The sequence below is a fragment of the Candidatus Methanosphaera massiliense genome (genome assembly GCF_028890305.1).
In the GTDB taxonomy this organism is placed as follows: domain Archaea; phylum Methanobacteriota; class Methanobacteria; order Methanobacteriales; family Methanobacteriaceae; genus Methanosphaera; species Methanosphaera massiliense.
Genome location: NZ_JARBXM010000001.1, coordinates 819820 through 844440 on the forward strand (window position 1 = coordinate 819820; position 24621 = coordinate 844440).

The window sequence follows — 24621 nt, forward strand, 5'->3', positions numbered from 1 at the left end:
ATGACAAAAATTATTACAATAAATAAATATTATGGGAGGTTACTTGATGGATTATTTTGAAATGCTTGAAAAAAAAACTGAAGAACTCTATGATATAGCTAGAGAAGCACGTAAACAAGGCAAAGATCTTGAACTAGTTCCAGAAATTCCACTTGCAAAAGACTTAGCAGAACGTGTAGAAGGACTTGTAGGTCCTGAAGGTGTTGCTAAGAGAATTAAAGAATTAGAAAAAGACATGTCAAGAGAAGAAGTTGCATTTCAAATAGCTAAGGAAATTGCAACTCAAGATGATGTAGAAGGACAAGATAATGATTATGAAGTACAGGAACAAAATGCAGATAATGCAATTCGTACAGCTCTTGCTATATTAACAGAGGGTGTAGTTGCTGCACCACTTGAAGGTATTGCTAAAGTAAAAATTAAAGATAATCCTGATGGTACAAAATGTTTCGGAGTATACTTTGCCGGACCGATTCGTAGTGCAGGAGGTACTGCAGCAGCATTAGCCGTACTTCTAGGAGATTACATACGAATGTCTTTAGGACTTGACAGATATAAACCTACAGATGATGAAATTGAACGTTATGTTGAAGAAGTAGAATTATATGAATCAGAGGTAACGAATCTTCAGTATTCACCAACATCAGATGAGGTAAGACGGGCAGTCAGAGGTATTCCTGTTGAAGTAACTGGTGAACAAACAGACCCTATAGAAGTGCAAAATAGAGATCTTCCTCGTGTAGAAACAAACAATATTAGAGGAGGAGCACTACTTGCTATTGCAGAGGGAATAATTCAGAAATCCAGAAAAATCGTGAAATATGCAAAAACATTAAAAATAGATGGATGGGGATGGTTAGCAGATTTCACAGCACCTAAAGCAGATAAAAAAGAAGAAAAGAAAGATGAAGATGCTGAGGAAGAAAAACCTAAGAAGAAAGCTAAATACATGGAAGATATTATTGGTGGAAGACCTGTAATGTCATATCCTAGTGCTAAAGGTGGTTTTAGACTACGTTATGGTAGAACTAGAGATAGTGGATTAGCATCAATGGCTATTCATCCAGCTACAATGGAAATAGTTGAATTTCTAGCTGTAGGTACTCAGATGAAAATTGAAAAACCTGGTAAAGGTAACTGTGTAGTGCCTTGTGATTCAATTGAAGGTCCTATTGTAAAATTGAAAAATGGTGATGTTGTCAGTGTAAATAATGTTTCACAGGCTATTTCAATAAGACATGATGTTGAGGAAATCATATTCTTAGGTGACATGCTAGTAGCATTTGGTGAATATCTACGTGGTAATATACCATTAGATGCTGCTTCATGGTGTCAGGAATGGTGGGCTCAGGAAGTTGAAAATTCAGAATACTATAAACAGACACATGATGATTTTGGCATAGGTTTTAAAGAAGAACTGGAATTAGGTGATTTATTAAAACTAGATATTGATGCTAAAAAGGCATTTGAAATTGCTGAAAAAACAGACACTCCCCTACATCCTAAATACACCTATTATTATCATGACGTAACAAAGGAAGAACTAAATGACTTACGAGATTACTTGTACAGTATAGTTGATAGTCCAGAAAAAGTATATAATGTAGATATGAACCGTATCCCTATTGACTACCATAAAAGAATACTTGAAGTTCTAGGAATACCACACCATGTTAATAATAAATCATTAGTAATGTCAAATGATGATTTATATACATTAATGAAAGTTTTACAGAAACACTTATCACCTGATGAGGATATGAAAACTATTGATGCTATTAATCTTATAAGTCCATGTAAGATTAAAGCAAAAGCACCAACATATATAGGAGGACGTGTAGGACGTCCAGAAAAAACTAAGGAAAGATTGATGAGACCTGCACCACACTCATTATTCCCTATCGGTAATTATGCTGGTAATATACGTAATATAGTAGAAGCTGCTAAGAAGGGTACTATTAAGGTTACTCTTGCAAAATGTAAATGCACTAATCCAGATTGTAAGGTAACATCATTTAAATCAATATGTCCTGTTTGTGGCTCACGCACTGAACTTGAAAGTTCAAGTCCTAAGAATATTAAATTAGGAAAATTATTAGCTGATGCATTTGATAATGTGAACGTACGTAGAATGGATGAGGTTAAAGGTGTAAAAGGTTTAATCTCTGAGGATAAATATCCTGAACCATTAGAGAAGGGTATTCTACGTGCACGTAATGATGTATATACATATCGTGATGGTACAATTAGACATGATTCAACAGATCTTCCATTAACACATTTTATTCCAAGAGAAATAGGAGTTCCACATGAAAAAATAGTAGAATTAGGCTATACTGAGGATATTTATGGTGAACCTATAACTGATGATAATCAGATTGTTGAGATAAAAATCCAGGATATCGTGGTTAGTGAAAGTTGTGGTGATTACTTATTAAAGGTATCTAAATTTGTAGATGATTTACTTGTACGATATTATGATATGGAGCCATTTTACAATGCTGAAACAAGACTTGATCTTGTAGGTCATCTTGTCGCTGGTCTAGCTCCCCATACATCAGCAGGAGTATTAGGTCGTATTGTTGGTTTTACTAAGGCTTCTTGTTGTTATGCTCATCCATACTTCCATTCAGCTAAGAGAAGAAACTGTGATAGTGATGAAGATGCTGTAATGTTATTATTGGATGCATTATTAAACTTTGGTAAAACTTATCTGCCAAGTACCCGTGGAGGTAGTATGGATGCACCACTAGTTCTAAGTATTCGTATTGACCCTGAGGAAATTGATGATGAGTCACATAATATTGATTGTATGAAAAGAATACCTCTTGAAATTTATCATAAAACTGAGGAGGGTGGAGTGAAACCTTCAGATGTTAATGATTTAGTTGATAATGTTGAATCAAGATTAGGTACTGATAATCAGTATCATGGTTTGATTTATTCACACCCAACTAGTTCGATACATGCCGGACCAAAAATTTGTCTTTACAAGTCATTACAGAGTATGACTGACAAAGTAGAACATCAAATTGCACTTGCAGAACTACTACGTTCAGTAGACCAAAAAGGAGTAGTTGAAGGTGTTTTAAACTCACACTTCCTTCCAGATATGGCTGGTAATATCAGAGCATTTTCAAGACAGAAAGTACGCTGTACTAAGTGTGGAGCAAAATATAGACGTATACCTCTATCAGGAGAGTGTACTTGTGGAAATAACTTAATATTAAGCATTTCTAAAGGTTCAGTATTAAAGTACCTAGACATATCTAAGGATTTATCACATAGATATCCAATAAATCCCTACGTAGTAGAGCGTATAGAGATATTAGAGACTTCAATAAACTCCTTATTCGAAAGTGACAAATCTAAACAGAGTTCTTTAGATGTTTTCTTCTAACTTTGAACTCTTTTTTTATTTTCTAATTTTTTATTATAATCACCCAATATAGTTCGAATATATAAGTACTAAAATTTTCAAAAAAAGCCAATTTTTATATAGTTACTAGACTATAATTTATATTAGATACTAAAATAATCAATTTATTTTTTTATCATTTTCACAAAAAAATAGCCAAAAATAAACTCCCAAAAAACGTATATTCAAAAAAGAGGTGAGGGTCTACTATGATGAAAGATTATGAAACAATCCAAGATGCATATAACCTAAATGATATTTACGTAATAAAAAACGATGGAATTAAAGAAAAATTCAGTTATGAAAAACTGATAAGATCCTGTATAATGATAAATATTCCATTAGGATTAGCTGAAAAAATAGCATACAAAGTATCCAAAGAAGCACACGATGATATAACAACAAAAGAAATAAAAAACATCGTATACAAACTACTTAAAAAAGAAAACACAAAGCTCGCAGATAAATACTATAATAATAACACACTACGAGTAAGAACAGGTAGGGATACAATTGAACCATTTGACAAATCAAAAATAGCTAATACTCTAGTTCAAGAAACACAAACAACACCTAAACTTGCAGATAAAATAGCTACAGAAGTCTACAAAGAACTTAAAAAATTAGAACTAGACTATTTAACAGCCCCAATAATAAGAGAAATGGTAAACACCAAATTAACAGAAAACGGGTTAGAATCACTACGAAGAAAATATACACGTCTAGGAATGCCAGTGTACAACATAACAAATCTAATTGAAAATGGAAACAAAGATAATGCAAACATGATGCATAACCCAGAAACAATACACAAATACGTGGCAGATGAATCATTAAAACAGTACACACTACTAAACATACTACCACACCACCTAGCAGATGCACATATGAATGGTACAGTTCACATACATGATTTAGAATTCTTTGCAGGAAGACCAATCAACTGTCTTCAACATGACTTAAGACAATTCATCAGATATGGATTAAAAGTTGATGGTACCGGAGACCATACAAGTGTAGCAGCTCCACCAAATCACATAGAAACATTAATGAACCACTCGGGTGAAATCATGCTAGCAGCTCAACAAAACATGAGTGGTGGACAGGCAATGTCCCTATGGAATGTATTTGTAGCACCATTTGCAGTAGGATTACCATACGAAAAAATAAGACAAGCAGTAGAAATGCTAATCTTCAACCTAAACATGGCATATGCAGCACGTGGGGGACAAGTACCATTCACAAGCATAGGACTTGAATTCACCGTACCAGACTTCCTTAAAAACGAGCCCGCATATGGACCTGGAGGAAAAGTAGTAGGAGTATATGGGGACTATGAAAAAGAGGTAAGACTCTTACAAAGGGCATTCACAGAAGCATTACTTAAAGGAGATGCAGAAGGTAAACCACATCTATTCCCAAATACAATATACTATTTAAGAAAAGAATGTTTAACACCAGAATTCACTGAGGATATTGAAAGAGTACACTATCTATCAGCTAAATTTGGAACAGCATACTTCATTAACATGTTACCAAAATACATGGGAAACATGGCAAACTATATGGGCTGTCGTACAAGATTATCCGATAACTGGACAGGGGACTGGGAAAAAGATTGTCTAAGAACCGGAAACTTAGCATATGTAACTATGAACCTACCAAGAATAGGATACAATGCAAGGGATGAAAATGAAATCTTCGATTACCTCGATGATTACATGAGCATAGTAGAAGATGTACTTCTATTAAGACGTGAAAGAGCTCTTAAATGTTTAAATGATTATAAAATCCTACCATTCTTGACACAAAAAATGGGAGAAGAACCATATTATCAAATAGATAACAGTACCTTATCTTTTGGATTTGTAGGATTAAATGAAATGTTACTTGCACAAACAGGTGCAGGACTAGAAGACCCTGATTCAAATAAATTAGGATTAAAAGTAATTCAATATATTAATGATAGAGCAGACCAACTTAAAAAGGATACAGGACTAAGATGGAGTGTAATACAAACACCTGCAGAAAGTACAGCATACAGGTTTGCAACTCTTGACAGAGAAAAATTCCCTGACCAAGTAATATGTAATGGAGATAGTGAAGCTTCATATTATACTAACAGTAGCCATGTACCTGTAGATACATCATTAAGTTTACCAGAAAAGATAAGAATAGAATCAGATTACCATCCATTAACACAGGGAGGACATATTTTCCATGCATTCATGGGAGAATCATACAGTGACCCTGAAAGTTTAATGAGTTTAACTGATAAAATAACTCATAAAACAAATATTGGGTTCTGGGCTTACAGCAGTGCTTTAAGTTTCTGTTTCAAATGTAAAACATTAATGAAAGGTTTACAATCAACCTGTACTCATTGTGGTGAAACAAAAGAAGTAGAATGGTATGATCGTATCACTGGTTACGTACAACAAGTAGGTCATGCTGAAAGTGCTTCTGGTGGATGGAACGCAGGTAAAAAACAAGAATTATTAGATAGAAAAAGATGGGAACAATAATCCCATAATATCTCACCCCTTTTTTTATTATAAATATTTATCATCTATAATTACAGCTGTACCATATGCAGATATTAGCATATCTGGAGGTATACGTGTATTATAATTAGTATATTCTATTTCTATATCAATTATTGCATTAGCATTGTTTTTTTGAGCTTCTTTTTGTAATTCTCGTATTATTTGTTCTTTAGCCTTTAAGTAATATTCATGTTTCATGTTTTTCTTGTCTTCTAAGGGTGTTCTAAAGTATTCTACAATATGTCTTGGTTTTCTTCTGAAAGGTATGACAAGTTCAACTATAATTAACCCCTTATATTCTTCGATAGGTATGTCTGGTGCACTATTAAGTACTAATATATTTAAGTAGGATATGTCTGTCGTGTTAGGTAGTTCTATAATTTCGTTATATGTTGGATTAAAATGGTCTGCTATATATCCACCTATTAAACCTAGTATATATGATAGGACTAGCAGTATTCCTAGAATGATGTAGTTCATAGTTAATGGAATAGCTGCCTGTATCATTAATAATAATCCGCCTATTGTGAAGATATTCCATGTTATTGGTTGAGCTGGGAATAGCCATCCTATTACATTTGTTATGATAAATAACACTACCGCACTTATAGCTCCAGAGGATTCATCAGTTAATCTTTTAGAGACATATGTTTCAACGAATCCTGCAATGACTGGTGAGATAAATACATGAATATTAACTCCGAATATTGTTATATTAAATAATAAGCAGAGGTATAATGATATTAATCCTGCAAGTGTTCCCATAATAATAGAAAAAAGAGTGTACTTATCTTTTCTGGTTAGATTTATATTAAATTTAGGCAATTATCATCACACCACGTTTTATACTATTATTTTTCATTGAATTTAATAAAAATATTTTTGTATAATTATCATATACTAATGGTTAATTGTATAAACATAATTAAACATAATAATTAATACATAACAATAAATATTTTCAGGATTATTCTATTTCTGAAAATGGTTAAACTCATAGATTTAACAGAAACACTCATTTATTACTTTGTCTTTTTTTCAAATAATAAATAGAACAGTGAGATAATATTTTTTGTATATGGAGGCTAACAATGAAAAACGTAGATTTACTAGTATTAGGACACACAGCTTTTGATTATATTATGCAAGTTAAAGAATTTTCAAGAATAAACACATCTGCAATAGTTGAAAAGATGGAGACATTTAATGGTGGAGCAGCAGGTAACGTTGCAGTAGTAGCAAGTAAACTTGGATTAGATGTAGGACTTATATCATGTATAGGTAAAGACTTCAAAGACAGTGACTATGAACAAGTATTATTAAATCAGGGAATTGACATATCAGATATGATTGTATCAGAGGATGCAAATACTCCTACAGCATTTGTATTAACAAACCCTGATGATGAACAAATGTTTTACTTTTATTGGGGAGCAGCTGAAAAATATCAGACAAGTGAAGTACCAAAAGAAGCTATTGATAAGGCACGTGCAGTACATCTTGCAACAGGAGATCCACAATATAATATAAAAGCAGGTAAATATGCATACAGTCAAAATAAATTAGTTTCATTTGACCCTGGTCAAGATTTACACTTATATACTACCAGTGATTTAGAAGAATTAACAAATAATTGTAACATACTCTTTGGTAATGAACATGAAATAGAATATATATGTGATTTATTAGAATGTACAATCGATGATTTACTAAGTAATGGTCCTAATATGGTTGTACAAACTCTCGGTGATAAAGGTAGTTTAATTTACGTTAAAGAAGAAGATCCAATAAAAATTGATGCTGTAAAAACAAAAGCATATGATCCTACAGGTGCTGGAGATTCATATAAAGCAGCATTTTTAAGTTTATATTTACATGATAATAACTTAGAAACCTGTGGAAGATATGCAAGTGCAGTATCTTCTTATATTGTGGAAACACAGGGAACTCAGACAAACATACCAACCTCTGATCAAGCACTAGAAAGAATGACTGATCAATGGTCAGAAATGGACTTATAAATCAAGATTTATTAATATTTTCTTGATTACTCTTTCTTTTTTTCTATATAATATTAATAACAATTTTTTTCCTAAGTTTCTCGTGTTTACATGAGTATATTATGTTATTAAAAATTACTTGAAAAAAGTGATTTTTTATTCTTTTTTTTGTATTTTTGATAATTTATTTTCATGAAAATTATCTTAAAAACATAAAAAGTAATAATATTATAATAATTAGTAATATAATATTTTAAATTTTACTTGAAAAACAATGTTTATAATTCCTTTTTTTTTATTAAATATTGATTTTTTACAAAAAATGACAAAATAAAAATAAATTTTTCAAAAAAATTTCATACTTTTTCTAAACGTTTATATACTCTATAAAACTAAGTTCTAACTAAGTCTAAAATGAGTGGGATAATTAATTTAAACAAAAGTTATACATGTGTAAAAAAGTTTTCCACATGAAAAATTATTATTCAACAATTAGAACAACAAAAATTTATGGAGTATTAAAAAAATGACACAAATGCTTGAAGCTATGAGAGGAAACATAACTGAAGCTATGAAACAAGTAGCTGCAGATGAAAACTTAGATCCTGAATATATTAGAAAAATGGTTGCAAAAGGATATATAGCAATACCTGACAACAACCAAAGAGAAACAGTAGCAGTAGGTATAGGTGAAAACTTAAGAACCAAAGTAAATGCTACAATAGGAACCTCAACAGATATAAACGATTTAGATATGGAATTAGAAAAAGCAGCTATTGCAGAAGAAGCAGGAGCAGATACACTTATGGAACTAAGTATCGGAGGAGACTTAGATAACATAAGAAGAACAGTATTAAAAAACACTAACAAACCTGTAGGAAGCGTACCTATCTACCAAACAGCTGTAGAATCCATTGAAAACGAAGGTTCCCCTATATACATGGATCCAGACGACATGCTAAAAAACATTGAAAAACAAGCAAAAGATGGTATAGACTTTATGGCTATCCACTGTTCTGTAAACAGAGAAACCTTAAAAAGACTCAAAAGACAAGGAAGAAAAGGTGGATTAGTAAGCCGTGGAGGTTCATTCATATCCTCATGGATGGTACACAACGATGCTGAAAACCCATTATATGAAAACTATGATCAAATATTAGATATAGTTGAAGAATATGATGTATGTCTAAGTATGGCAAATGCAATGAGAGCTGGAGCTCTTACTGACTCTACTGACAGAGCTCAAATACAAGAATTAATTGTATTAGGAGAATTAGTTGACAGAGCAAGAGAAAGAGGAGTACAAACAATTGTAGAAGGACCAGGACACATACCTATCAACGAAATTGAAACAAACATTAACATTCAGAAAAAAATGTGCAGAAACGCACCATTCTACATGTTAGGTCCTATAGTAACAGATATTGCACCAGCATATGACCACATAGTATCTGCAATAGGAGCAGCACAATGTGCAAGATACGGAGCAAACTTTATATGTTATGTAACACCAGCAGAACACTTAGCATTACCAGGACCTGAAGATGTAAGAGAAGGAGTAATAGCTACAAGAATTGGAGCTCACGCAGGAGACATAGCAGTAGATATGGAAAGATTCGGTCAAGAAGATATCAAAATGGCTGATGCAAGAAAAGCACTTAATTGGACAGAACAATATGAACACGCAATGTGGCCAGCTGATGCTAAAGCTATCAGAGATAAAAGACCACCTGAAGCAGATGATACCTGTACAATGTGTGGTAACTACTGTGCAATAAAAATCGTAAACCAATGGTTAGATAAAGCAGATACAGATGCTTTTGATGACTAAATTTGTGACATTAAGTATTATACCTAAGAGGATACTCTAAAGTATATCTCTTCCACAATAATTTTTTTCAAATATCTAGAATAGGGGAATATAACTCCTTTTTATTCACCTATTATACCAAGAAAAAATACTATTTTTTACAAGAACTAACTCTTATTTTAACAACTTTCAATTTACTAAAACAACATAATTTTTTAAAAAAAATAAGGCTTTGTAGAAAACCTATAATTTTATAATAAAAATCTTTATGAAAACATTACCAGATCTTTTAAAATTAAATTATAATAAAAAATAGACAATTAAATAAAAAAATTACACTTGAAATTAATCTAAATTATAAAATCAAAGAATAATAATAAGTTTAAAAGTAATACAATAAGAATAAGTATTTATTTAAAGAGTAGAATAGATATAAATATGCTAAACGAAAATATCTATTCTACAAATAAGTATTTGAATTCTAAACAACTTAAACTTTTCGATTTTGGAATTCAAAGACAAAATAATAATTATTTATCAGAAATATCCAAAAATGAAAAAATAAATTTAACACACAATATGATGTTAGATTTCGTATTAACAGCATATAATTATGCTAAATTAACTTTTAACAAATATTCATCACACTATTCAAAGAAAAAATACACACAACCACAATTATTTGCAATAATAGCTTATAAAATATACAATAAATACGATTACAGAACAACAATTGATAATCTAAACGTATCAACTAAATTACAGAAAGCTTTAAGACTAAAAACGATACCACATCACACAACAATTCAGAAATTCTTCAAAAGAATAGAAACAAAACAAATAAACAATATTAACAGACTATTATTACAATATTTCCCTGTGAAAGAGTGTTATTTCAGTTTAGATGGAACAGGATACACTAATTCCTATTCAGACATCTATTACAACAATAGAACAAATAAAACAAGACGACAATACATAAAAAACCATATCACAATCGATTCAAAATATATGTTAATAAGACATTACAATGCTTTAAAAGGACCAAAATTCGATACAGTATTTGCAATAAGTGCAATTAGAGCAATAAAGAAGTACAAACCACGGTATATATTAGCAGATAGAGCATATGACTCAGAAATAATTAAAAAAACAATAGTAGAAGAAACAACAGCATTACCACAAATACCTGTGAAAACTAGACAAAAATCAGGAAAATATAGGAGTAAATGTAGAACTATCTTCTTAAAACCAGTATATAACTTCAGAAATCAAGTAGAATGTGTGAATAGTATTCAAAAAAGAAGATTTAATGGAATAAACAATAGTAGATCTACGAAATTACAAATAAAAGAAACAAAATTAAAAAATGTGTTTTATAATATTTATAGATCTATTCAAATTTTGCAAAAATAGGATTTCTACAAAGCCAAAAATAATAATAAAAATAGATAGAAGGTTAAGGTGCGAAAAACTGAGTAACTTCTTGTACATAATCCGATTTAGTTAACACAGAAATCTTCTGATCTTCATGAAATAATGTATCTTCCTGTGGGATAACTAACTCATTATCCTCATAAATAGCACATACAATATAATTTTCTGTAGGACTATAATCTAAAATTCTTTTACCAAACAAATCTTTATTTTCAATCTTCAGATCTAATAACTCGGTGGAACCACGTCCAAGAACAATTAAATCAGCTACTTTAGGACGAGTAATGATTCTTTCCAGGTATGATGCTACAGTAGATTCAGGACTAACTGTTACATCAACTCCTACCTGTTTAAACGCATCAACATGTTCTAAGTCATTAACACGGGCAATAATCTTCTTGATATTATCATACTTCTGACATAGAACAGATGTTAATAAGTTTACAGAATCATGGCCTGTTGCTGCTACAAAGACATCTGCATCAATAATACCTGCATTTTCTAATACATTAACTGATGTAGCATCTCCCTGAATAACCATTGCATTGATTGTTTCTGCAACTTCTTCGGATTTAGTAGGATTATGTTCTATAATTGTTACATTTAATCCTTCCCTGACTAGTGATTGAGCTAAATTTAATCCTACTCTTCCAGCACCTACTATAATCACGTACATATTCACTCACCTTAAAAAATAAAAAAATCTTTTTCCACTTAATAAATTCAATTAGTATATTTCTTTTTAGCATTTTTAAATATTTACCTTTTTCTTTAGTAATAAAAAATATAAAGTATTAGAAATAAAATATATAATATTAATGATTTTATCGTTTATAGTAACTACTGTTACTTATAATTATAATTAATAAATTATTTTACAGAACCATGTTAGAAGAATAACTTTAAATCTAATTTTAGGGATTTTATTATAATTAGATGTTTATCATCCCAATCTTTTCGTTAATTCAAGGTTAAAAAGGGGAATGATGTCAATTAGTTATTTTTTATTATTATTACTAACAATCAATTTAAATGATAAAGATTTATCGTGATATATATGAGTAAACATTGGACCGAAAGAATAGCTGAGGAATTAAGTCAGCAAGGAAGAGAAGAATATATAATTGGTAGTGGAACATCTATCTCTGGATCAGTACACATAGGTAATAGTTGTGATATATTTATAGCAAATGCAGTAAGTAAAGAATTAAGAAAGTTAGGTGAAAATGCTAAAACTTTATGGATAGCAGATGATTATGACCCACTAAGAAAAGTACCATATCCATTACCTGAGGATTACAGTCAATATCTAGGACAACCATACTATGAAATACCTTGTCCTGAAGGATGTTGCTCTAACTTTGTAGAACATTTCCAGAAACCATTTGTTAAAGCATTAGATGAGTTTGATATTGAGAATTTAGAGATTAAAAGTGGAGCTCAAATGTATAAAAATGGTGTTTATACAGAAGCTACAAAGAAAGCATTAGAAAATGCTGATAGGATAAGAGAAATATTCAATGAATACAGGGAACATCCATTAAAAGATGATTGGCTACCATATAATCCAATATGTTCTGAATGTGGACGTGTAAATACTACTGAAGCATATGATTTTGATGGTACAACTATTAAGTACAGATGTCAGTGTGGACATGAAGGAGAAGTAGATTATACTACTGGTAAAGGAAAACTAACCTGGAGAGTAGAATGGGCTGCAAGATGGAAAATTTTAAACATCACCTGTGAACCATTTGGTAAAGACCATGCAGCAAGTGGAGGTTCATATGATGTAAGTAAAGTAATATCAGATGAAATATTTAATTATCCAGCACCATATCCAGTACCATATGAATGGATTACACTTGAAGGAGAAGCAATGAGTAAATCCAAAGGAGTATTCTTCACACCAGAAGCATGGCTAAAAATAGGAAAACCAGAAACACTAAACTACTTCATATTCAGAAACAAACCATTAAAACCTAAAGATTTTAGTCCTAAAATGGGATTCTTAGACTTAATGGATCAATATGATAGAGTAGAAAGAATAGCATATGGTGAAGAGGAACCAAGTAATGACAAAGAAAAAGAAAAACTCACTAAAATCTATGAAGTTTCACAAATAAATGGTATGTCTGAAGTAATGCCATTCCAACCATCATACAGATTCCTTACAGTAGCATATCAAATAGCTGCTGGAAAACCAGATAAAATATATGAAATATTAGCTAAAAATCATCAATTACCAGATAGACTCATAGATGTAGCATATGAAGATCTATCAGAATTTGATAAAAACACATATCTTAAAAGATTAGAATATGTTAGCAATTGGCTTGAAACTTATGGACCTAAATTTGTAAAATTCCAGGTAATGAAGAAAATGCCACGTATAGAACTTACAGATGAACAAAAGGAATTCTTAAACCAGTTAGCTGATATATTAGAAACAGAAACATTTACTAATGACGCTGAATTCCATGATAGGATGTATGATGTACTGGAAGGTATTGGAATGAAACCACAAAAAGCTTTCCAGGCAATATATAAAACCATCATAGGTAAAAAACAAGGGCCACGTGCAGCATCTTTTGTATTATCATTAGATAAAGACTTTGTTCTAAAAAGATTCAGATTAGAGGAGTAGTTTAATAATAACTACTTTTTACTATTTTTTTATAATTATTATAATGGTTCGAAGCCATAAGACACTGTTACTTTTTGTGCTCTGTGAGATGCAAAATTCAGAAAACTTTCAACATAACTATCATTTTTAACATTCAATGCACTAATTATATGATATGTCTCATCCTTTAACACATCACTAGTATGTAATGATGTATATGCCATGCTCTTATTTATGAATGTGTAAAGATTTTTATTCTGTTCAACTAGACGAATAGCTTCATGAAATGAATCAACTACTCTAACTATGTCAAAATCTAAATCATAATTAGCCAAAGTATTCCATGCAAGCCTCTGAGCAGATCCTTCAACTTCAACAAAATTTAATCCATCCAAGTCAGATAAGGTATTAAATGATTGTTTTTCATGGGATAATAATAATAAATAATCTCTACCAAGAGCAATAGGTTCAAGATTATATAAGTATGCCTTAACAGGGTCATCAAAACATAAAATATCCACTAATTCAACGTCAGCTAGATGCATTGCAGTCTCATTATCAGTTTCAAGAATCTTTAAATTTTCAACTTGATATGCACTTGCTAATTGTCTGATAAATTCACATGAAACAGGACCACCAGCCACAATAATAGACTCGTTATTGTCATTAAGTCTATTTTCATATGTTATATATTCATCTAATATTTTCAGACCATAATCTGTTAAACTAGAACCTTTATTAGATACTGTGACTAATTTATGAGATAATAAGTTTTCGGCTTTCAATATTCTTTTATTAAGAACAGTATGTGAAATATTTAATTGTTTAGCCGCTTTTCTCTGAGATTTTGTTTCGTTAATGGCTTTGAGCGTGTCAAATAATTTATAGTTGTATAGTACTCCATCAATTTCAAAATCTAGTTTCTTATTTACCATATTCACATGCCTGTTTATAATAAAATTTTTCTTGTTAAAAATAGTTTAGTAAAATGTAAATATAAATTTTAATATAATAAATATTAACAATGGAATATGTGATATTTTTATATGGTACAATAAAAAAATATCAATTAAATTTTAATAAATAGAATAATGTGATTTTTTTTAATCGAATATAAGGGAATTAATATGATTTATAATGATGCATTACAAGATATACTAGAAAAAGTAACTCAAACAACTTCTGCAGTTAAAGAAGAAGATATTGTTAAGTTTACATCAATGCTTGAAGAAGTAGATAGTATTTTTCTTATGGGATTAGGTCGTTCAGGTTTAGTGGCAAAAGCTTTTGCAATGCGATTAATGCACTTAGGATTAAGTGTATATGTTGTGGGGGAAACAACAACTCCAGCAATAACAGATAAGGATTGTTTAATAGCAATATCTGGTTCTGGAGAAACAAGTTATATTATAAGTACTACAGGTATTGCTAAGCAGGTTGGCTCTAAAATAATAGCAATAACATCCTATCCAGATAGTACTTTAGCTAAAAGATCAGATCTTATTCTTCAATTACAGGGAAGAACAAAAATAGATGAGGAGCCAAACTATGCTCGTCGTCAGATAAGTGGTTTACATAACTCATTATCTCCTATGGGAACTATCTTTGAGATAAGTGCACTCATCTTCCTTGATTCTGTAATAGCACAGATGATGGATGATTTAGGTCAAACAGAAAAGGACCTTAAAGCTAGACATACAGTACTAGAATAAATATAAAAAATAGAGAGGGAGAGTATTGAATTTTCCATAATGGAATAATTCTTATTCTTTTTCATCACTAATTCTTTTTTTTTAATCAACAATACTTATTATTATTTCATCCTCTTCGTAGGTATATCTTAATTCAACTATTTCTTCTATAATATCATTGACATTAATATCAACTGTCTGATGTAATAACTGTCCCATTAATTGCAGGGTAATTATTAGTTCATCTGAATTATCAATGTATAATATTTTTCCAGGTATAAATACTCTGTTATATGATATTTCAAGTAATGCATTTTCTTTAAAATTATCATTTATGTAATCAACAAGTTCATACTCATGGAGTGTTATTTGTCTAGTTTTCATTATATTTTACCTAATTTTCTTTAATCCATAATTGACCTTTACCCTTTTTCACACCAATATCTCCGATATATAATGTGTATTTGCCAATATGATATTTTCCATTTATTAGAGGATTTTGTATGATTTCTTCTTTTTTAAATCCTTGAAGTATTTCACCTACATGGCCATTAATAACAATAATTCCTTTTTTCATCTGTCCTCCGGGCCATTGTGTAACATCGCCATCTATCTGAATATATCCTCCAGCCATATGTATTCCTGCTAGTATGTCACAGTTTCCTTCAACGTAGATTTCACCATTTAGCATGCATTCTGCTAGTTGTTTTCCTACATTTCCACGGATAATAATTTTTCCTCCAGACATACCTCTCCATTCACCCATATATGATGCTCCACAGAATTCCTTGACATTACCATTTATTTCTAGTAAACCACCAGTCATTTCACGGCCTGCATAACTTTCAGCATTACCATTTACAATTATATGTCCACCAGACATTTGAGCTCCTACATGAAGGTCAACATCACTATTTATTATTATTGTACCTGCAGTCATGCAGTTTCCTATGTATTTGGTTCTATGTAAATCGCCATCTATTATTATTTTACAATCTGAGGGATTGTCACATTCTCCTTCAACTTCTATTTTAAAGTAATCTGATAATTGTTCTTGTCTGTTTCCATGATAAATTATTGTTTCTGTTATTTCTTTTTCTGTTTTATCGTATAATAGCTCTGGAAGTACGTTGTCAAATTCTAAGGGTATTCTGCTATATTTTTTCATTAATAGTTTTATTGTTTTCATGTTATCTTATACTCCCTCATATTGTATATCTATTCTATTATCCGGTTCAGTATAATGGTCTGGAACACCATAATTTTCATATTTAATAGTATAATACTTATTAAATTCAGGTTTAATTCTTTTAATTAATCCTTCCTCTTTATTTTCAAGACCTTTTACATTACTCCATATATGTTTACTATTGATTAATTTAACAATTTCACCATTCTTTACAAGAATATTACCATCTTTAATTGTATATAGACTATTCAATAGTTTCTTCTCAAGAATCTCAGAATTACTTAGACGTGTAGGATCAAAGTCATCTACATCAATATCATAAACGGACACATCAGCCTTTGCACCAATACCTAAATGACCTCTATCTGTTAATCCAAGGATTTTAGCTGGACTAGCACGTGTAATTGTAGCAATATCATCCCAGGAGTATTCTCTATCATAAGATCCAAGGGAAGTTCTTCTAGTAGCCCAACTATGAACTTCATTGTCAAGCATGTCATTAAGTTTCTCATTACTCATAATCCATGAAATAATTTTAGGATATCTGATGAACGGTCCACCATTAGGTGAATCTGTTGTTAATGCCATTTTCCATGGGTCTTTTATTCCAAAGAAGAATTCAAGACCAACAGCCCATTGAAGTGCACTTACTGGAGCTCGTTTAGAATAAATGGATGGAATTAAACCAGATGCAGTTTCTACTTCAATATCTTTATTAGCCCATTTAAGACCGGTTAGTTTGAATAAATCATATTCCATAGGAGCATCAGCAGTCATTGTTGTTGTTTCATCAAATGTTAATTGTCCAATATCACAGGTCATATGTTTACTTTTATTAATGTAATCAATGAGTTCTGGAGCACCAGATGTTACATCTCTCCAGTTTGTACCTTTATATGCATGGAACTGAAGATGTGTACAATGAATAACTTGGTTTCTATCAACATTCTTATTCTTTTTAATATCTTTTACACAGTCAAATGTCTCAAGTGTTGTTTCATAATTACCTGGATGACCTAAATCATTTGTATGCACATGTACTGAATGCGGAAGACCTAATTTTTCATTAACCTTGGTAAGAGTTCGGATAACTTCTCGTCCTGTAACATTCCAGTGAGGTTCCGGATCATCAAGACCATCAACATTTTTACCCCAACCCCATGCTTCACTACCACAAGGATTTACAATTTTAATACCATAACCTTTAGCTAATTTAAGCCACTTAGAAATGAATAATGTTAAATCATCCATGTTATTTTCCTTAACATATTTAAGCATAAACCAATTGTTTCCAAATAGAGTTAGTGTAGGTATATCTAAATTAGGAATACTATTAATTTCCTCATGGGCATGTTTTGCTTCAAGAGGTGGAACAGCTGCTTCTGTAACAGTAGTGTATCCCATACGTGTATATCTATAACCTGTAGTTGGACAGGTAGGTAAAGAAAATCCTGCTTCAAATCCTTCAACACCATTATTAGGTGCAGGTTTTATGCCACGTCTAATATCCTCTGGTCGGTATAATCTACCTACAGATAACTTAGGTCCTGCTATATGTGAGTGTAAATCTACTCCACCAGGCATGACTAGTTTACCTGTTACATCTATGACTTTTGAATCAGAGGAGACTTTTTCAACTATGTTACCATCTTTTATTAGAATATCTTTTTGTTCACCATTAACATTATTTGCCGGGTCAAAGACGATTCCATTTTTAAGAATATATTCCATTTAATCATCTCCCTCCTGATTTAATTTTTCAATTCTCTTATATAATTCATGAAGAATCCATTCATCAGAGTGACAGTTTTCAGGCTTTTCTATAACTTTTTTCATGTATATTGGTATTGAATCCATACGATAAGCAGTACCTTCTGTTTCTACACCTACTCTTGTACTTGGAAGCACAATATCTGATAATTCAGTATATGGACCCCAATGTGTATCTATTTGTACTACAGGTATACTTGCAAGATGTTGTATGGAATATCCTGGGAATTGTACTCCCGGATCTGCAGCTACTGCCATGAAAAAGTCGGGTTCTCTTCTATTTAATAAATCAATAGTGGTTGTTTCTCCCACCATATATCGAGGATATCCTCTTGCAAAGTCAATACCATATGGATATCCTGTTTCTGTTGTCATGGCAATGTTGAATCCATTCACATTAAAGAATCCTCTCATAGGTAACATTGACCATTTAGAATACCTGTTAAGGTCTTCTATTAATTGTATTATTATGTCTACATTTCTCTGTTTAGATAATGTTTGAGTTAATCCTAATCCAAAGAATAAAGCACCATATTCAGCATTTTTCATTGTTTCTGCTAGTTCATATATCTTATCTACAGGTACTCCTGCAATTTCCTTACTTGTCAGGGTATTTCCTTTTAATACCATTCGTAGAGCGTTGAAGAATGTATAATCTTCATCCATGTCATATTGAATCCATTCATCAGATACTTTTGCTGTATTAGTGTATTTCGGGTCAATTGTGATTAATTTTCTATCTTTTCTTCCGTTTGGTCTGAAGAATCCCTCAGGGAATGTTGTGTATCTTGATAGATGTCTTGGATGGTCATCCATTGGGTTTGTACCTACATATATAATTACATCTGCCCTGTTTTTTACTTCACCTAATGTCATTACTGGATGTCCAACATTTTGGAATGCTTGGATTGTTGCTCCATGACATATTGTAGATTGGTTATCTATTACTGAACCAGTTGTTTCAGCTATTTTTATTCCTTGTTTGATTGCTTCAATTGATGTTTCTCCCCAGCCATATAGTACTGGTCTAAGGCTATTGTGTAATAATTCTGCGGTTTTATCTAATGCTTGGTTCCATGTTGTTTCTTCAAGTATTCCTGATTCATTTCTTATCATAGGATTTAGAAGTCTTTGGTCTTCATCATTTATTATCTTACTAGCGCCTAATCTGCATGCATGTCTTACTCCAACAATTTTCTTATCTTTTAAGAGATATGTTATGTCGTCACAGTTATTTCCACAGTATGAACAGGAGCAATTTTTTACTTCTTCATCATAATCAGTGATTGGTTTTTCAGTCATGGTTATAGCTCCCTTTTCTTATATACTGGTTTTTCACCTAGACTTTCTAGGTTATCAGTATTATCTGTGTATTTATGATATGTTTTTCTCATAAGGTCTGCTACTAGCAGTACTTCATCATCTGTTTTTCTTATTGTTGCTGGAACGCCCTTAAATGTAGGAATGTTACAACAATATGTTTCCGGACTTATTACAATATTTGCCCAGGGACCTTTTGGTATGAATATCATTCCTTCATGTGGTGCATCATGTGATTTATCTACATAAATTGTTACTTCACCCCATTCTGATTTAACATTTATTTTATCACGTGGTTTTAATGATAATTTTTCCATATCTCTTGGATCCATAAATGCTACTGCTGTTGCTTGTCTGTATTCATCTTTTAGTGTAGAACCTTTTTTCTCATAGTATGCTTGAATGATACTAGTACCTGTATTGATAATAATATTCATCTCATCCAATCTAATCATCTCCAATATATATTGCTTTTGTTGGACAGGTGTTATTACATTCCATACATTCTGTACATTTTTCTGGATGAAATAGTTTTATTATTCCATTTTCAACTAACATTATAACTTCTGTAGTATCTGGACCATTACCCCCTATAACTTCAGGACATATTTCCTGATTCACAGGACATACTATTATACAGGCTCCGCAGCCTAGACAATGGTCTTGATTAACTTTCAACATTCAACATTATACTCCTTATTACCATTTTTCAATATTATTTTCCTAAAAAAAGTAAATTATTAGCTTAATTTTAATTATTAAATATACATTTACTTTTCTCTAAATTCAAGAATATTATTATAAAAATAAATAGTGTTATTAGTGTATTGTGTATACTACACTTTTTTATATAATAATACACAATTCTTGTTTTTAACTATCTCTTTTTTGATTAATAAATTTAGTTTATATATTAAATTAATATAACTTCCTTTATTATGACTAATTATATTATAAAAAAATGACAGAAATATAATTATTAATAAATAATCATTATAAATAGGATGGTAAAATTTATGGGAAAAATAAAAAAAGAAGATATAGATGCAATAGTTGATAAGTATGATAAAGAAAATATCACTATTGCAACATTAGGTAGTCATACGGCATTACATATTCTTCGTGGCGCAAAACAAGAAGGATTTAGAACAGCAGTCGTTTGTGAAAAAGGTAAGGAAGTACCATATGAACGATTTGGAGTGGCTGATGAATTTATATTTGTAGATGAATATAAAGATATTGTAAATGAAGAAGTTCAAGAAAAATTAAGATCAATGAATGCTATAGTAGTACCACATGGTTCATTCGTTGCATATGCTGGTCTAAGTAATGTTGAAGATAAATTCAATGTACCAATGTTTGGAAATCGTGATATTCTAAGATGGGAAGCAGAAAGAGATAAAGAAAGAAAAATGATTACAGAATCTGGAATAAGAATGCCAAAAAAATTCGAAAGCCCAGAAGACATTGATAAAGAAGTTATGGTAAAATTCCCAGGAGCAAGAGGAGGTCAAGGATACTTCATATGCTCAAGTTATGAGGAATTCCAAGAAAAAATAGCTGAAATGAAGGAAAGAAACTGGATTACAGATGAAGATGTTAAATATGCACACATAGAAGAATATGTTTGTGGTACAAACTTCTGTATACATTATTTCTACTCCGCACTAAAAGATGAAGTAGAAGTTTTAGGAATGGACAGTAGATATGAAACTAACATAGATGGTATAGTAAGAATTCCAGCACAAGACCAACTAGCAGCAAATCTTAGTCCTTCATATGTTGTAAGTGGAAATCATCCAGTAGTAATAAGAGAATCATTATTACCAAAAGTATTTGAAAATGGTGATAAACTAGTAAAAACAGCTAAAAAATTAGTAAAACCTGGAATGAATGGTCCATTCTGTCTACAATGCTTAGTAAATGATGACAGAGAAATAGTTATCTTTGAAATGAGTGCAAGAATAGATGGAGGTACAAATACATTCATGAATGGATCTCCTTACTCCTACATACAATTTGGAGAACCAATGAGTATGGGACGCAGAATCTCTAGAGAAATTAAAAACGCTATAAAAGAAGATAAACTTGATGTTATAATAACATAACCGTTTTTAGTGAAAGTTAACTTAACCTCCAAATATTATTCTTTTTATAATAAAACAATTATAATTTAAGCTTTTAATAGATTGCATTAAATTACGTATATAATAAGAAAAAAAGATTTTTTTGTTAAATTTAATTTTAAAAAAATAAGTTAGAGTAAGAAAAATCACTTAATAACTAAATAGAATTTTTTTTAAATATTGGTTATGGACAATGCATTATTAGGGCAGTTTGTCACACAAAGTCCACAATTTTTACATGCTTCCTCATTTATATGTGGATATCCATTAACATTCTCAATTGCATCTAAAGCACATACTTCTATACATACATTGTGTCCCGGACAATGATCAATTCCGTTACATCTATCCCGATAAATTGTTACTACCATTGTATTGTCACCTTTAATTGTTTTTCATAATCATGGTTTAGAAATTGCTTCATTAGGACAATTCATTACACAAAGTCCACATTCTGGGCAAAGGTATTCATCGATTACAGGCATACCATTAACATTATTAATGGAATCTAATGCACAGATTTCTATACATAATCCATTTGCAGGACAATTATCTACATCACTACACTTATTACTATCAATTATTACAGCCATATACTCATCTTCTAGTTATTAGTTTTCAAACAATTTTTCTAGTTATTTCTTATTTTTTTGTAGTTATAACCATATTAAATCATCTTTATTATATTTGCATGTTTACATCCCTAAAAAATCAATACAAAATATAATACATTAATAAGTCTCTCTTTTTCTATATATAAAATAATCGATTTTTAAGGAATTATATACATTAATAAAGGGGTGATAATACATTGAATTTAAAAAATACGCAATTTAATACGGAATTGAAAATTATTATTATCTAAAAAAGAATAAAATGAGAAATAATCTATCATGAATTATAATTCTTCAAAAGAATTAAAGTCAACAATAGTTTCAATAGATTTTATATCAACAGGAATATCTTTCTCTTTAATTGCAGCAATAGGATTAAGACCCCCAGATAATACAAATCCAAAATTATATTTCTCTATTCTAGCATTATACATGTACTCATTAGGTTTACCTAGTTTTAAAACTTCGAAACCAGATTCTTTTAATGATTCTAGTACACTAATAGTCTTATCTCTTGCAATATATGGAATTGAATGGACACTAGCTAATATTTTACCAGAATTATTCAGTGAACCAAGAATATCCTCCATATTTTTCTTAAGGAATATTTCATGAGGATCGATAGAGGAACCCATGTATGATATTAATTCAATGAAACGTCTATTATTTCCATAGACATCTAAAACACCACTATACCCTGGTGTAACAGTGATACCTTTATTTATTAATATACCATCTACTGTTAAACTACAGATTGTTCCAAGTCCTACTTTATTATCAGGATAATCTATAATGGAATATCTATTACCAATACAATATTCTGGTTTAGATTTATATACCTTGTTTAATATTTCAAGACTTTCATCCAGATATTCTCTGTTGATATATGATATATTGGTAATAACTTCACCTTCACATGTTTCTTCATCAAAATTAACTTGCGATATTAAATTAGATATTTTATTTAATATAAATGAAATTTGATGATTATTTTTAGCAGTCGCTGGTTTTAGAGGTGTTTTCATCTCATGACTTGAACTAACCATTTTACTATATTCACTATAACTATCAGCTAATTTAACACTTAAATCATAACCTGCTTCTTGTGCTGCACATAATGGTGTAACACCACCAATAATAGCAATACCAGTCATACCCTCAGGCACAGGTATTCCAAGCACAGGCTTTCCAGGTTCACCAATAGTTATAACACCATTAATATTAATCTTATTAAGTTTTTGTAGTAATTTAATAGTTTGTTCTTTCTTCACTGCTGGAATGATTCTGAAATTAGCTGGAATAACACCAGTACCACTAGTAACAACATCTAATATGGATGTATTATCTGAACTTGTGAAAGCTTCTAAAGGTGTAATTGATGTTTTAGAATAAGCTATTTGTTCTGTGAAGTTAATAGGCACGTAATCCTCTACTTTTAAAAGTCCACCATACATAAGTTTTGAGATAATACCATTGTGCTGTAAAACACCGTCAATAGTAGTACCACATACTGTCTCGATATATGTCTTATTCTCATGTTCATAGATATGATATCTATTACTAACACTCAATCCCTTTTCGAACATTTTGTTAATTAGGGCTGTTGAGTCAAGTTCATTAATTGATGAAATATTTACTATAACGGACCCTTTTCCAGTTTCAGGATCTAGGTCTACATTATACATTTTCTCTTGAAAGTGAGAATATGTGAAATCCACCTGGTCATATATTAATCCTTTTTTAAGTTCTTCAATTCCTTCATCTGTTATTTTTCTTCCCTTGTAACCAACTTTTTCTGTAAGACCACGTTCATCTAAGATATGCATATGATACCTTACAGCTCGTTCACCTAGAGAATAACCTCTTTTTTTCAGTTCCTCTGAAATGACTTTAGCTCCTAGAATTTCATTTTTACTATATAAAATTCGTAGAATCTCCATCATTTTCATGTCTGTTTCTTGTTTTACAGAAATAATATCATACCTCTCATCTAGGACTTATTTTTATCATGGTTAGAATCCTTTATAAATCTAATTACATCTAATTAACAGTGAAGATTATTATTTATTTATAT

Annotated in this window: 20 protein-coding genes; 8 read left to right on the forward strand and 12 right to left on the reverse strand. The window is 30.8% G+C overall.

Features of this window, described 5'->3' with window-relative positions; translation table 11 throughout:
* The first annotated feature begins 46 nt into the window (after nt 1–46).
* Together polC and nrdD are read left to right on the forward strand one after the other, a co-directional pair.
* Nucleotides 47–3400: a DNA polymerase II large subunit gene (polC, locus tag OTK55_RS03920; RefSeq protein WP_274870721.1), complete on the forward strand. Its 3354-nt coding sequence runs from the start codon at nt 47–49 to the stop codon at nt 3398–3400.
* Between the two features lie 230 nt (nt 3401–3630).
* Nucleotides 3631–5943 carry an anaerobic ribonucleoside-triphosphate reductase gene (gene nrdD / locus OTK55_RS03925; RefSeq protein WP_407652434.1) on the forward strand — a complete coding sequence of 771 codons (2313 nt, stop codon included), beginning with the start codon at nt 3631–3633 and terminating at the stop codon, nt 5941–5943.
* Nucleotides 5944–5970: 27 nt separating this feature from the next.
* Here the strand turns inward: nrdD and OTK55_RS03930 are convergent, their stop codons facing one another.
* A complete protein-coding gene (locus OTK55_RS03930; protein WP_274870723.1) occupies nt 5971–6789 on the reverse strand; it encodes a heavy metal-binding domain-containing protein in 819 nt (272 codons plus the stop codon).
* A 266-nt stretch (nt 6790–7055) separates the two neighbouring features.
* Between OTK55_RS03930 and OTK55_RS03935 the strand changes: the two genes are divergently transcribed.
* The 3 genes from OTK55_RS03935 to OTK55_RS03945 all read left to right on the forward strand — a co-directional run bounded on the left by OTK55_RS03935 (nt 7056) and on the right by OTK55_RS03945 (nt 11190).
* Nucleotides 7056–7985, forward strand: coding sequence for a carbohydrate kinase family protein (locus tag OTK55_RS03935; RefSeq protein ID WP_274870724.1), 930 nt, complete (start codon nt 7056–7058; stop codon nt 7983–7985).
* 505 nt (nt 7986–8490) lie between these two features.
* Nucleotides 8491–9795 carry a phosphomethylpyrimidine synthase gene (gene thiC / locus OTK55_RS03940; protein WP_274870725.1) on the forward strand — a complete coding sequence of 435 codons (1305 nt, stop codon included), beginning with the start codon at nt 8491–8493 and terminating at the stop codon, nt 9793–9795.
* 417 nt (nt 9796–10212) lie between these two features.
* Nucleotides 10213–11190, forward strand: a complete 978-nt coding sequence (locus tag OTK55_RS03945; protein WP_274870513.1) for a transposase — start codon at nt 10213–10215, stop codon at nt 11188–11190.
* A 43-nt stretch (nt 11191–11233) separates the two neighbouring features.
* Here the strand turns inward: OTK55_RS03945 and OTK55_RS03950 are convergent, their stop codons facing one another.
* A complete protein-coding gene (locus OTK55_RS03950) occupies nt 11234–11887 on the reverse strand; it encodes a potassium channel family protein (RefSeq protein WP_274870726.1) in 654 nt (217 codons plus the stop codon).
* A 381-nt stretch (nt 11888–12268) separates the two neighbouring features.
* Here OTK55_RS03950 and lysS point away from each other — a divergent pair, with 381 nt between their 5' ends.
* A complete protein-coding gene (lysS, locus tag OTK55_RS03955) occupies nt 12269–13858 on the forward strand; it encodes a lysine--tRNA ligase (protein ID WP_274870727.1) in 1590 nt (529 codons plus the stop codon).
* A gap of 38 nt (nt 13859–13896) precedes the next feature.
* Here lysS and OTK55_RS03960 read toward each other — a convergent pair whose 3' ends face one another.
* Nucleotides 13897–14772 (reverse strand): helix-turn-helix domain-containing protein, encoded by an 876-nt coding sequence (locus tag OTK55_RS03960; RefSeq protein ID WP_274870729.1) that lies wholly within the window; start codon nt 14770–14772, stop codon nt 13897–13899.
* A 192-nt stretch (nt 14773–14964) separates the two neighbouring features.
* On the opposite strand from OTK55_RS03960, the gene hxlB reads away from it, so the two are divergent.
* Complete coding sequence (gene hxlB, locus OTK55_RS03965) at nt 14965–15549, forward strand: 6-phospho-3-hexuloisomerase (RefSeq protein ID WP_274870731.1); 585 nt, start codon at nt 14965–14967, stop codon at nt 15547–15549.
* 81 nt (nt 15550–15630) lie between these two features.
* On the opposite strand, the gene OTK55_RS03970 is transcribed toward hxlB, so the two are convergent.
* The 6 genes from OTK55_RS03970 to OTK55_RS03995 are packed head-to-tail and all read right to left on the reverse strand — an operon-like array spanning nt 15631 to nt 20488.
* The gene (locus tag OTK55_RS03970) at nt 15631–15912 is read right to left on the reverse strand and encodes a DUF2097 domain-containing protein (protein ID WP_274870733.1); all 282 of its coding nucleotides are present in this window, start codon (nt 15910–15912) and stop codon (nt 15631–15633) included.
* Between the two features lie 10 nt (nt 15913–15922).
* Nucleotides 15923–16717: a formylmethanofuran dehydrogenase subunit C gene (locus OTK55_RS03975; protein WP_274870735.1), complete on the reverse strand. Its 795-nt coding sequence runs from the start codon at nt 16715–16717 to the stop codon at nt 15923–15925.
* A 6-nt stretch (nt 16718–16723) separates the two neighbouring features.
* On the reverse strand, nt 16724–18448 hold the full coding sequence (locus tag OTK55_RS03980; RefSeq protein WP_274870737.1) for a formylmethanofuran dehydrogenase subunit A: 1725 nt from the start codon (nt 18446–18448) through the stop codon (nt 16724–16726).
* Nucleotides 18449–19789 carry a formylmethanofuran dehydrogenase subunit B gene (locus tag OTK55_RS03985; protein WP_274870738.1) on the reverse strand — a complete coding sequence of 447 codons (1341 nt, stop codon included), beginning with the start codon at nt 19787–19789 and terminating at the stop codon, nt 18449–18451. It abuts the gene before it with no gap.
* A 2-nt stretch (nt 19790–19791) separates the two neighbouring features.
* Nucleotides 19792–20262, reverse strand: a complete 471-nt coding sequence (locus OTK55_RS03990; protein WP_274870740.1) for a molybdopterin dinucleotide binding domain-containing protein — start codon at nt 20260–20262, stop codon at nt 19792–19794.
* On the reverse strand, nt 20255–20488 hold the full coding sequence (locus tag OTK55_RS03995; protein ID WP_274870741.1) for a 4Fe-4S dicluster domain-containing protein: 234 nt from the start codon (nt 20486–20488) through the stop codon (nt 20255–20257). The genes OTK55_RS03990 and OTK55_RS03995 overlap by 8 nt, the downstream gene beginning before the upstream one ends.
* Nucleotides 20489–20823: 335 nt before the next feature.
* Here OTK55_RS03995 and OTK55_RS04000 point away from each other — a divergent pair, with 335 nt between their 5' ends.
* Nucleotides 20824–21915, forward strand: a complete 1092-nt coding sequence (locus OTK55_RS04000; RefSeq protein ID WP_274870742.1) for a formate--phosphoribosylaminoimidazolecarboxamide ligase — start codon at nt 20824–20826, stop codon at nt 21913–21915.
* A gap of 191 nt (nt 21916–22106) precedes the next feature.
* Here the strand turns inward: OTK55_RS04000 and OTK55_RS04005 are convergent, their stop codons facing one another.
* The 3 genes from OTK55_RS04005 to OTK55_RS04015 all read right to left on the reverse strand — a co-directional run bounded on the left by OTK55_RS04005 (nt 22107) and on the right by OTK55_RS04015 (nt 24496).
* The gene (locus tag OTK55_RS04005) at nt 22107–22304 is read right to left on the reverse strand and encodes a 4Fe-4S binding protein (protein ID WP_274870743.1); all 198 of its coding nucleotides are present in this window, start codon (nt 22302–22304) and stop codon (nt 22107–22109) included.
* A gap of 30 nt (nt 22305–22334) precedes the next feature.
* On the reverse strand, nt 22335–22526 hold the full coding sequence (locus tag OTK55_RS04010; protein WP_274870744.1) for a 4Fe-4S binding protein: 192 nt from the start codon (nt 22524–22526) through the stop codon (nt 22335–22337).
* 305 nt (nt 22527–22831) lie between these two features.
* Nucleotides 22832–24496, reverse strand: a complete 1665-nt coding sequence (locus tag OTK55_RS04015) for a DUF128 domain-containing protein (RefSeq protein WP_274870745.1) — start codon at nt 24494–24496, stop codon at nt 22832–22834.
* Nucleotides 24497–24621 lie beyond the last annotated feature (125 nt).

Excerpts from the sequence above, each read along its gene's own strand:
- polC (WP_274870721.1), top strand. The coding sequence starts at position 47 with ATGGATTATTTTGAAATGCTTGAAAAAAAAACTGAAGAACTCTATGAT.
- nrdD (WP_407652434.1), top strand. The coding sequence starts at position 3,631 with ATGAAAGATTATGAAACAATCCAAGATGCATATAACCTAAATGATATT.
- OTK55_RS03935 (WP_274870724.1), top strand. The coding sequence starts at position 7,056 with ATGAAAAACGTAGATTTACTAGTATTAGGACACACAGCTTTTGATTAT.
- thiC (WP_274870725.1), top strand. The coding sequence starts at position 8,491 with ATGACACAAATGCTTGAAGCTATGAGAGGAAACATAACTGAAGCTATG.
- OTK55_RS03945 (WP_274870513.1), top strand. The coding sequence starts at position 10,213 with ATGCTAAACGAAAATATCTATTCTACAAATAAGTATTTGAATTCTAAA.
- OTK55_RS03950 (WP_274870726.1), bottom strand. The coding sequence starts at position 11,887 with ATGTACGTGATTATAGTAGGTGCTGGAAGAGTAGGATTAAATTTAGCT.
- lysS (WP_274870727.1), top strand. The coding sequence starts at position 12,269 with ATGAGTAAACATTGGACCGAAAGAATAGCTGAGGAATTAAGTCAGCAA.
- OTK55_RS03960 (WP_274870729.1), bottom strand. The coding sequence starts at position 14,772 with ATGGTAAATAAGAAACTAGATTTTGAAATTGATGGAGTACTATACAAC.
- hxlB (WP_274870731.1), top strand. The coding sequence starts at position 14,965 with ATGATTTATAATGATGCATTACAAGATATACTAGAAAAAGTAACTCAA.
- OTK55_RS03970 (WP_274870733.1), bottom strand. The coding sequence starts at position 15,912 with ATGAAAACTAGACAAATAACACTCCATGAGTATGAACTTGTTGATTAC.
- OTK55_RS03975 (WP_274870735.1), bottom strand. The coding sequence starts at position 16,717 with ATGAAAACAATAAAACTATTAATGAAAAAATATAGCAGAATACCCTTA.
- OTK55_RS03980 (WP_274870737.1), bottom strand. The coding sequence starts at position 18,448 with ATGGAATATATTCTTAAAAATGGAATCGTCTTTGACCCGGCAAATAAT.
- OTK55_RS03985 (WP_274870738.1), bottom strand. The coding sequence starts at position 19,789 with ATGACTGAAAAACCAATCACTGATTATGATGAAGAAGTAAAAAATTGC.
- OTK55_RS03990 (WP_274870740.1), bottom strand. The coding sequence starts at position 20,262 with ATGATTAGATTGGATGAGATGAATATTATTATCAATACAGGTACTAGT.
- OTK55_RS03995 (WP_274870741.1), bottom strand. The coding sequence starts at position 20,488 with ATGTTGAAAGTTAATCAAGACCATTGTCTAGGCTGCGGAGCCTGTATA.
- OTK55_RS04000 (WP_274870742.1), top strand. The coding sequence starts at position 20,824 with ATGGGAAAAATAAAAAAAGAAGATATAGATGCAATAGTTGATAAGTAT.
- OTK55_RS04005 (WP_274870743.1), bottom strand. The coding sequence starts at position 22,304 with ATGGTAGTAACAATTTATCGGGATAGATGTAACGGAATTGATCATTGT.
- OTK55_RS04010 (WP_274870744.1), bottom strand. The coding sequence starts at position 22,526 with ATGGCTGTAATAATTGATAGTAATAAGTGTAGTGATGTAGATAATTGT.
- OTK55_RS04015 (WP_274870745.1), bottom strand. The coding sequence starts at position 24,496 with ATGAAAATGATGGAGATTCTACGAATTTTATATAGTAAAAATGAAATT.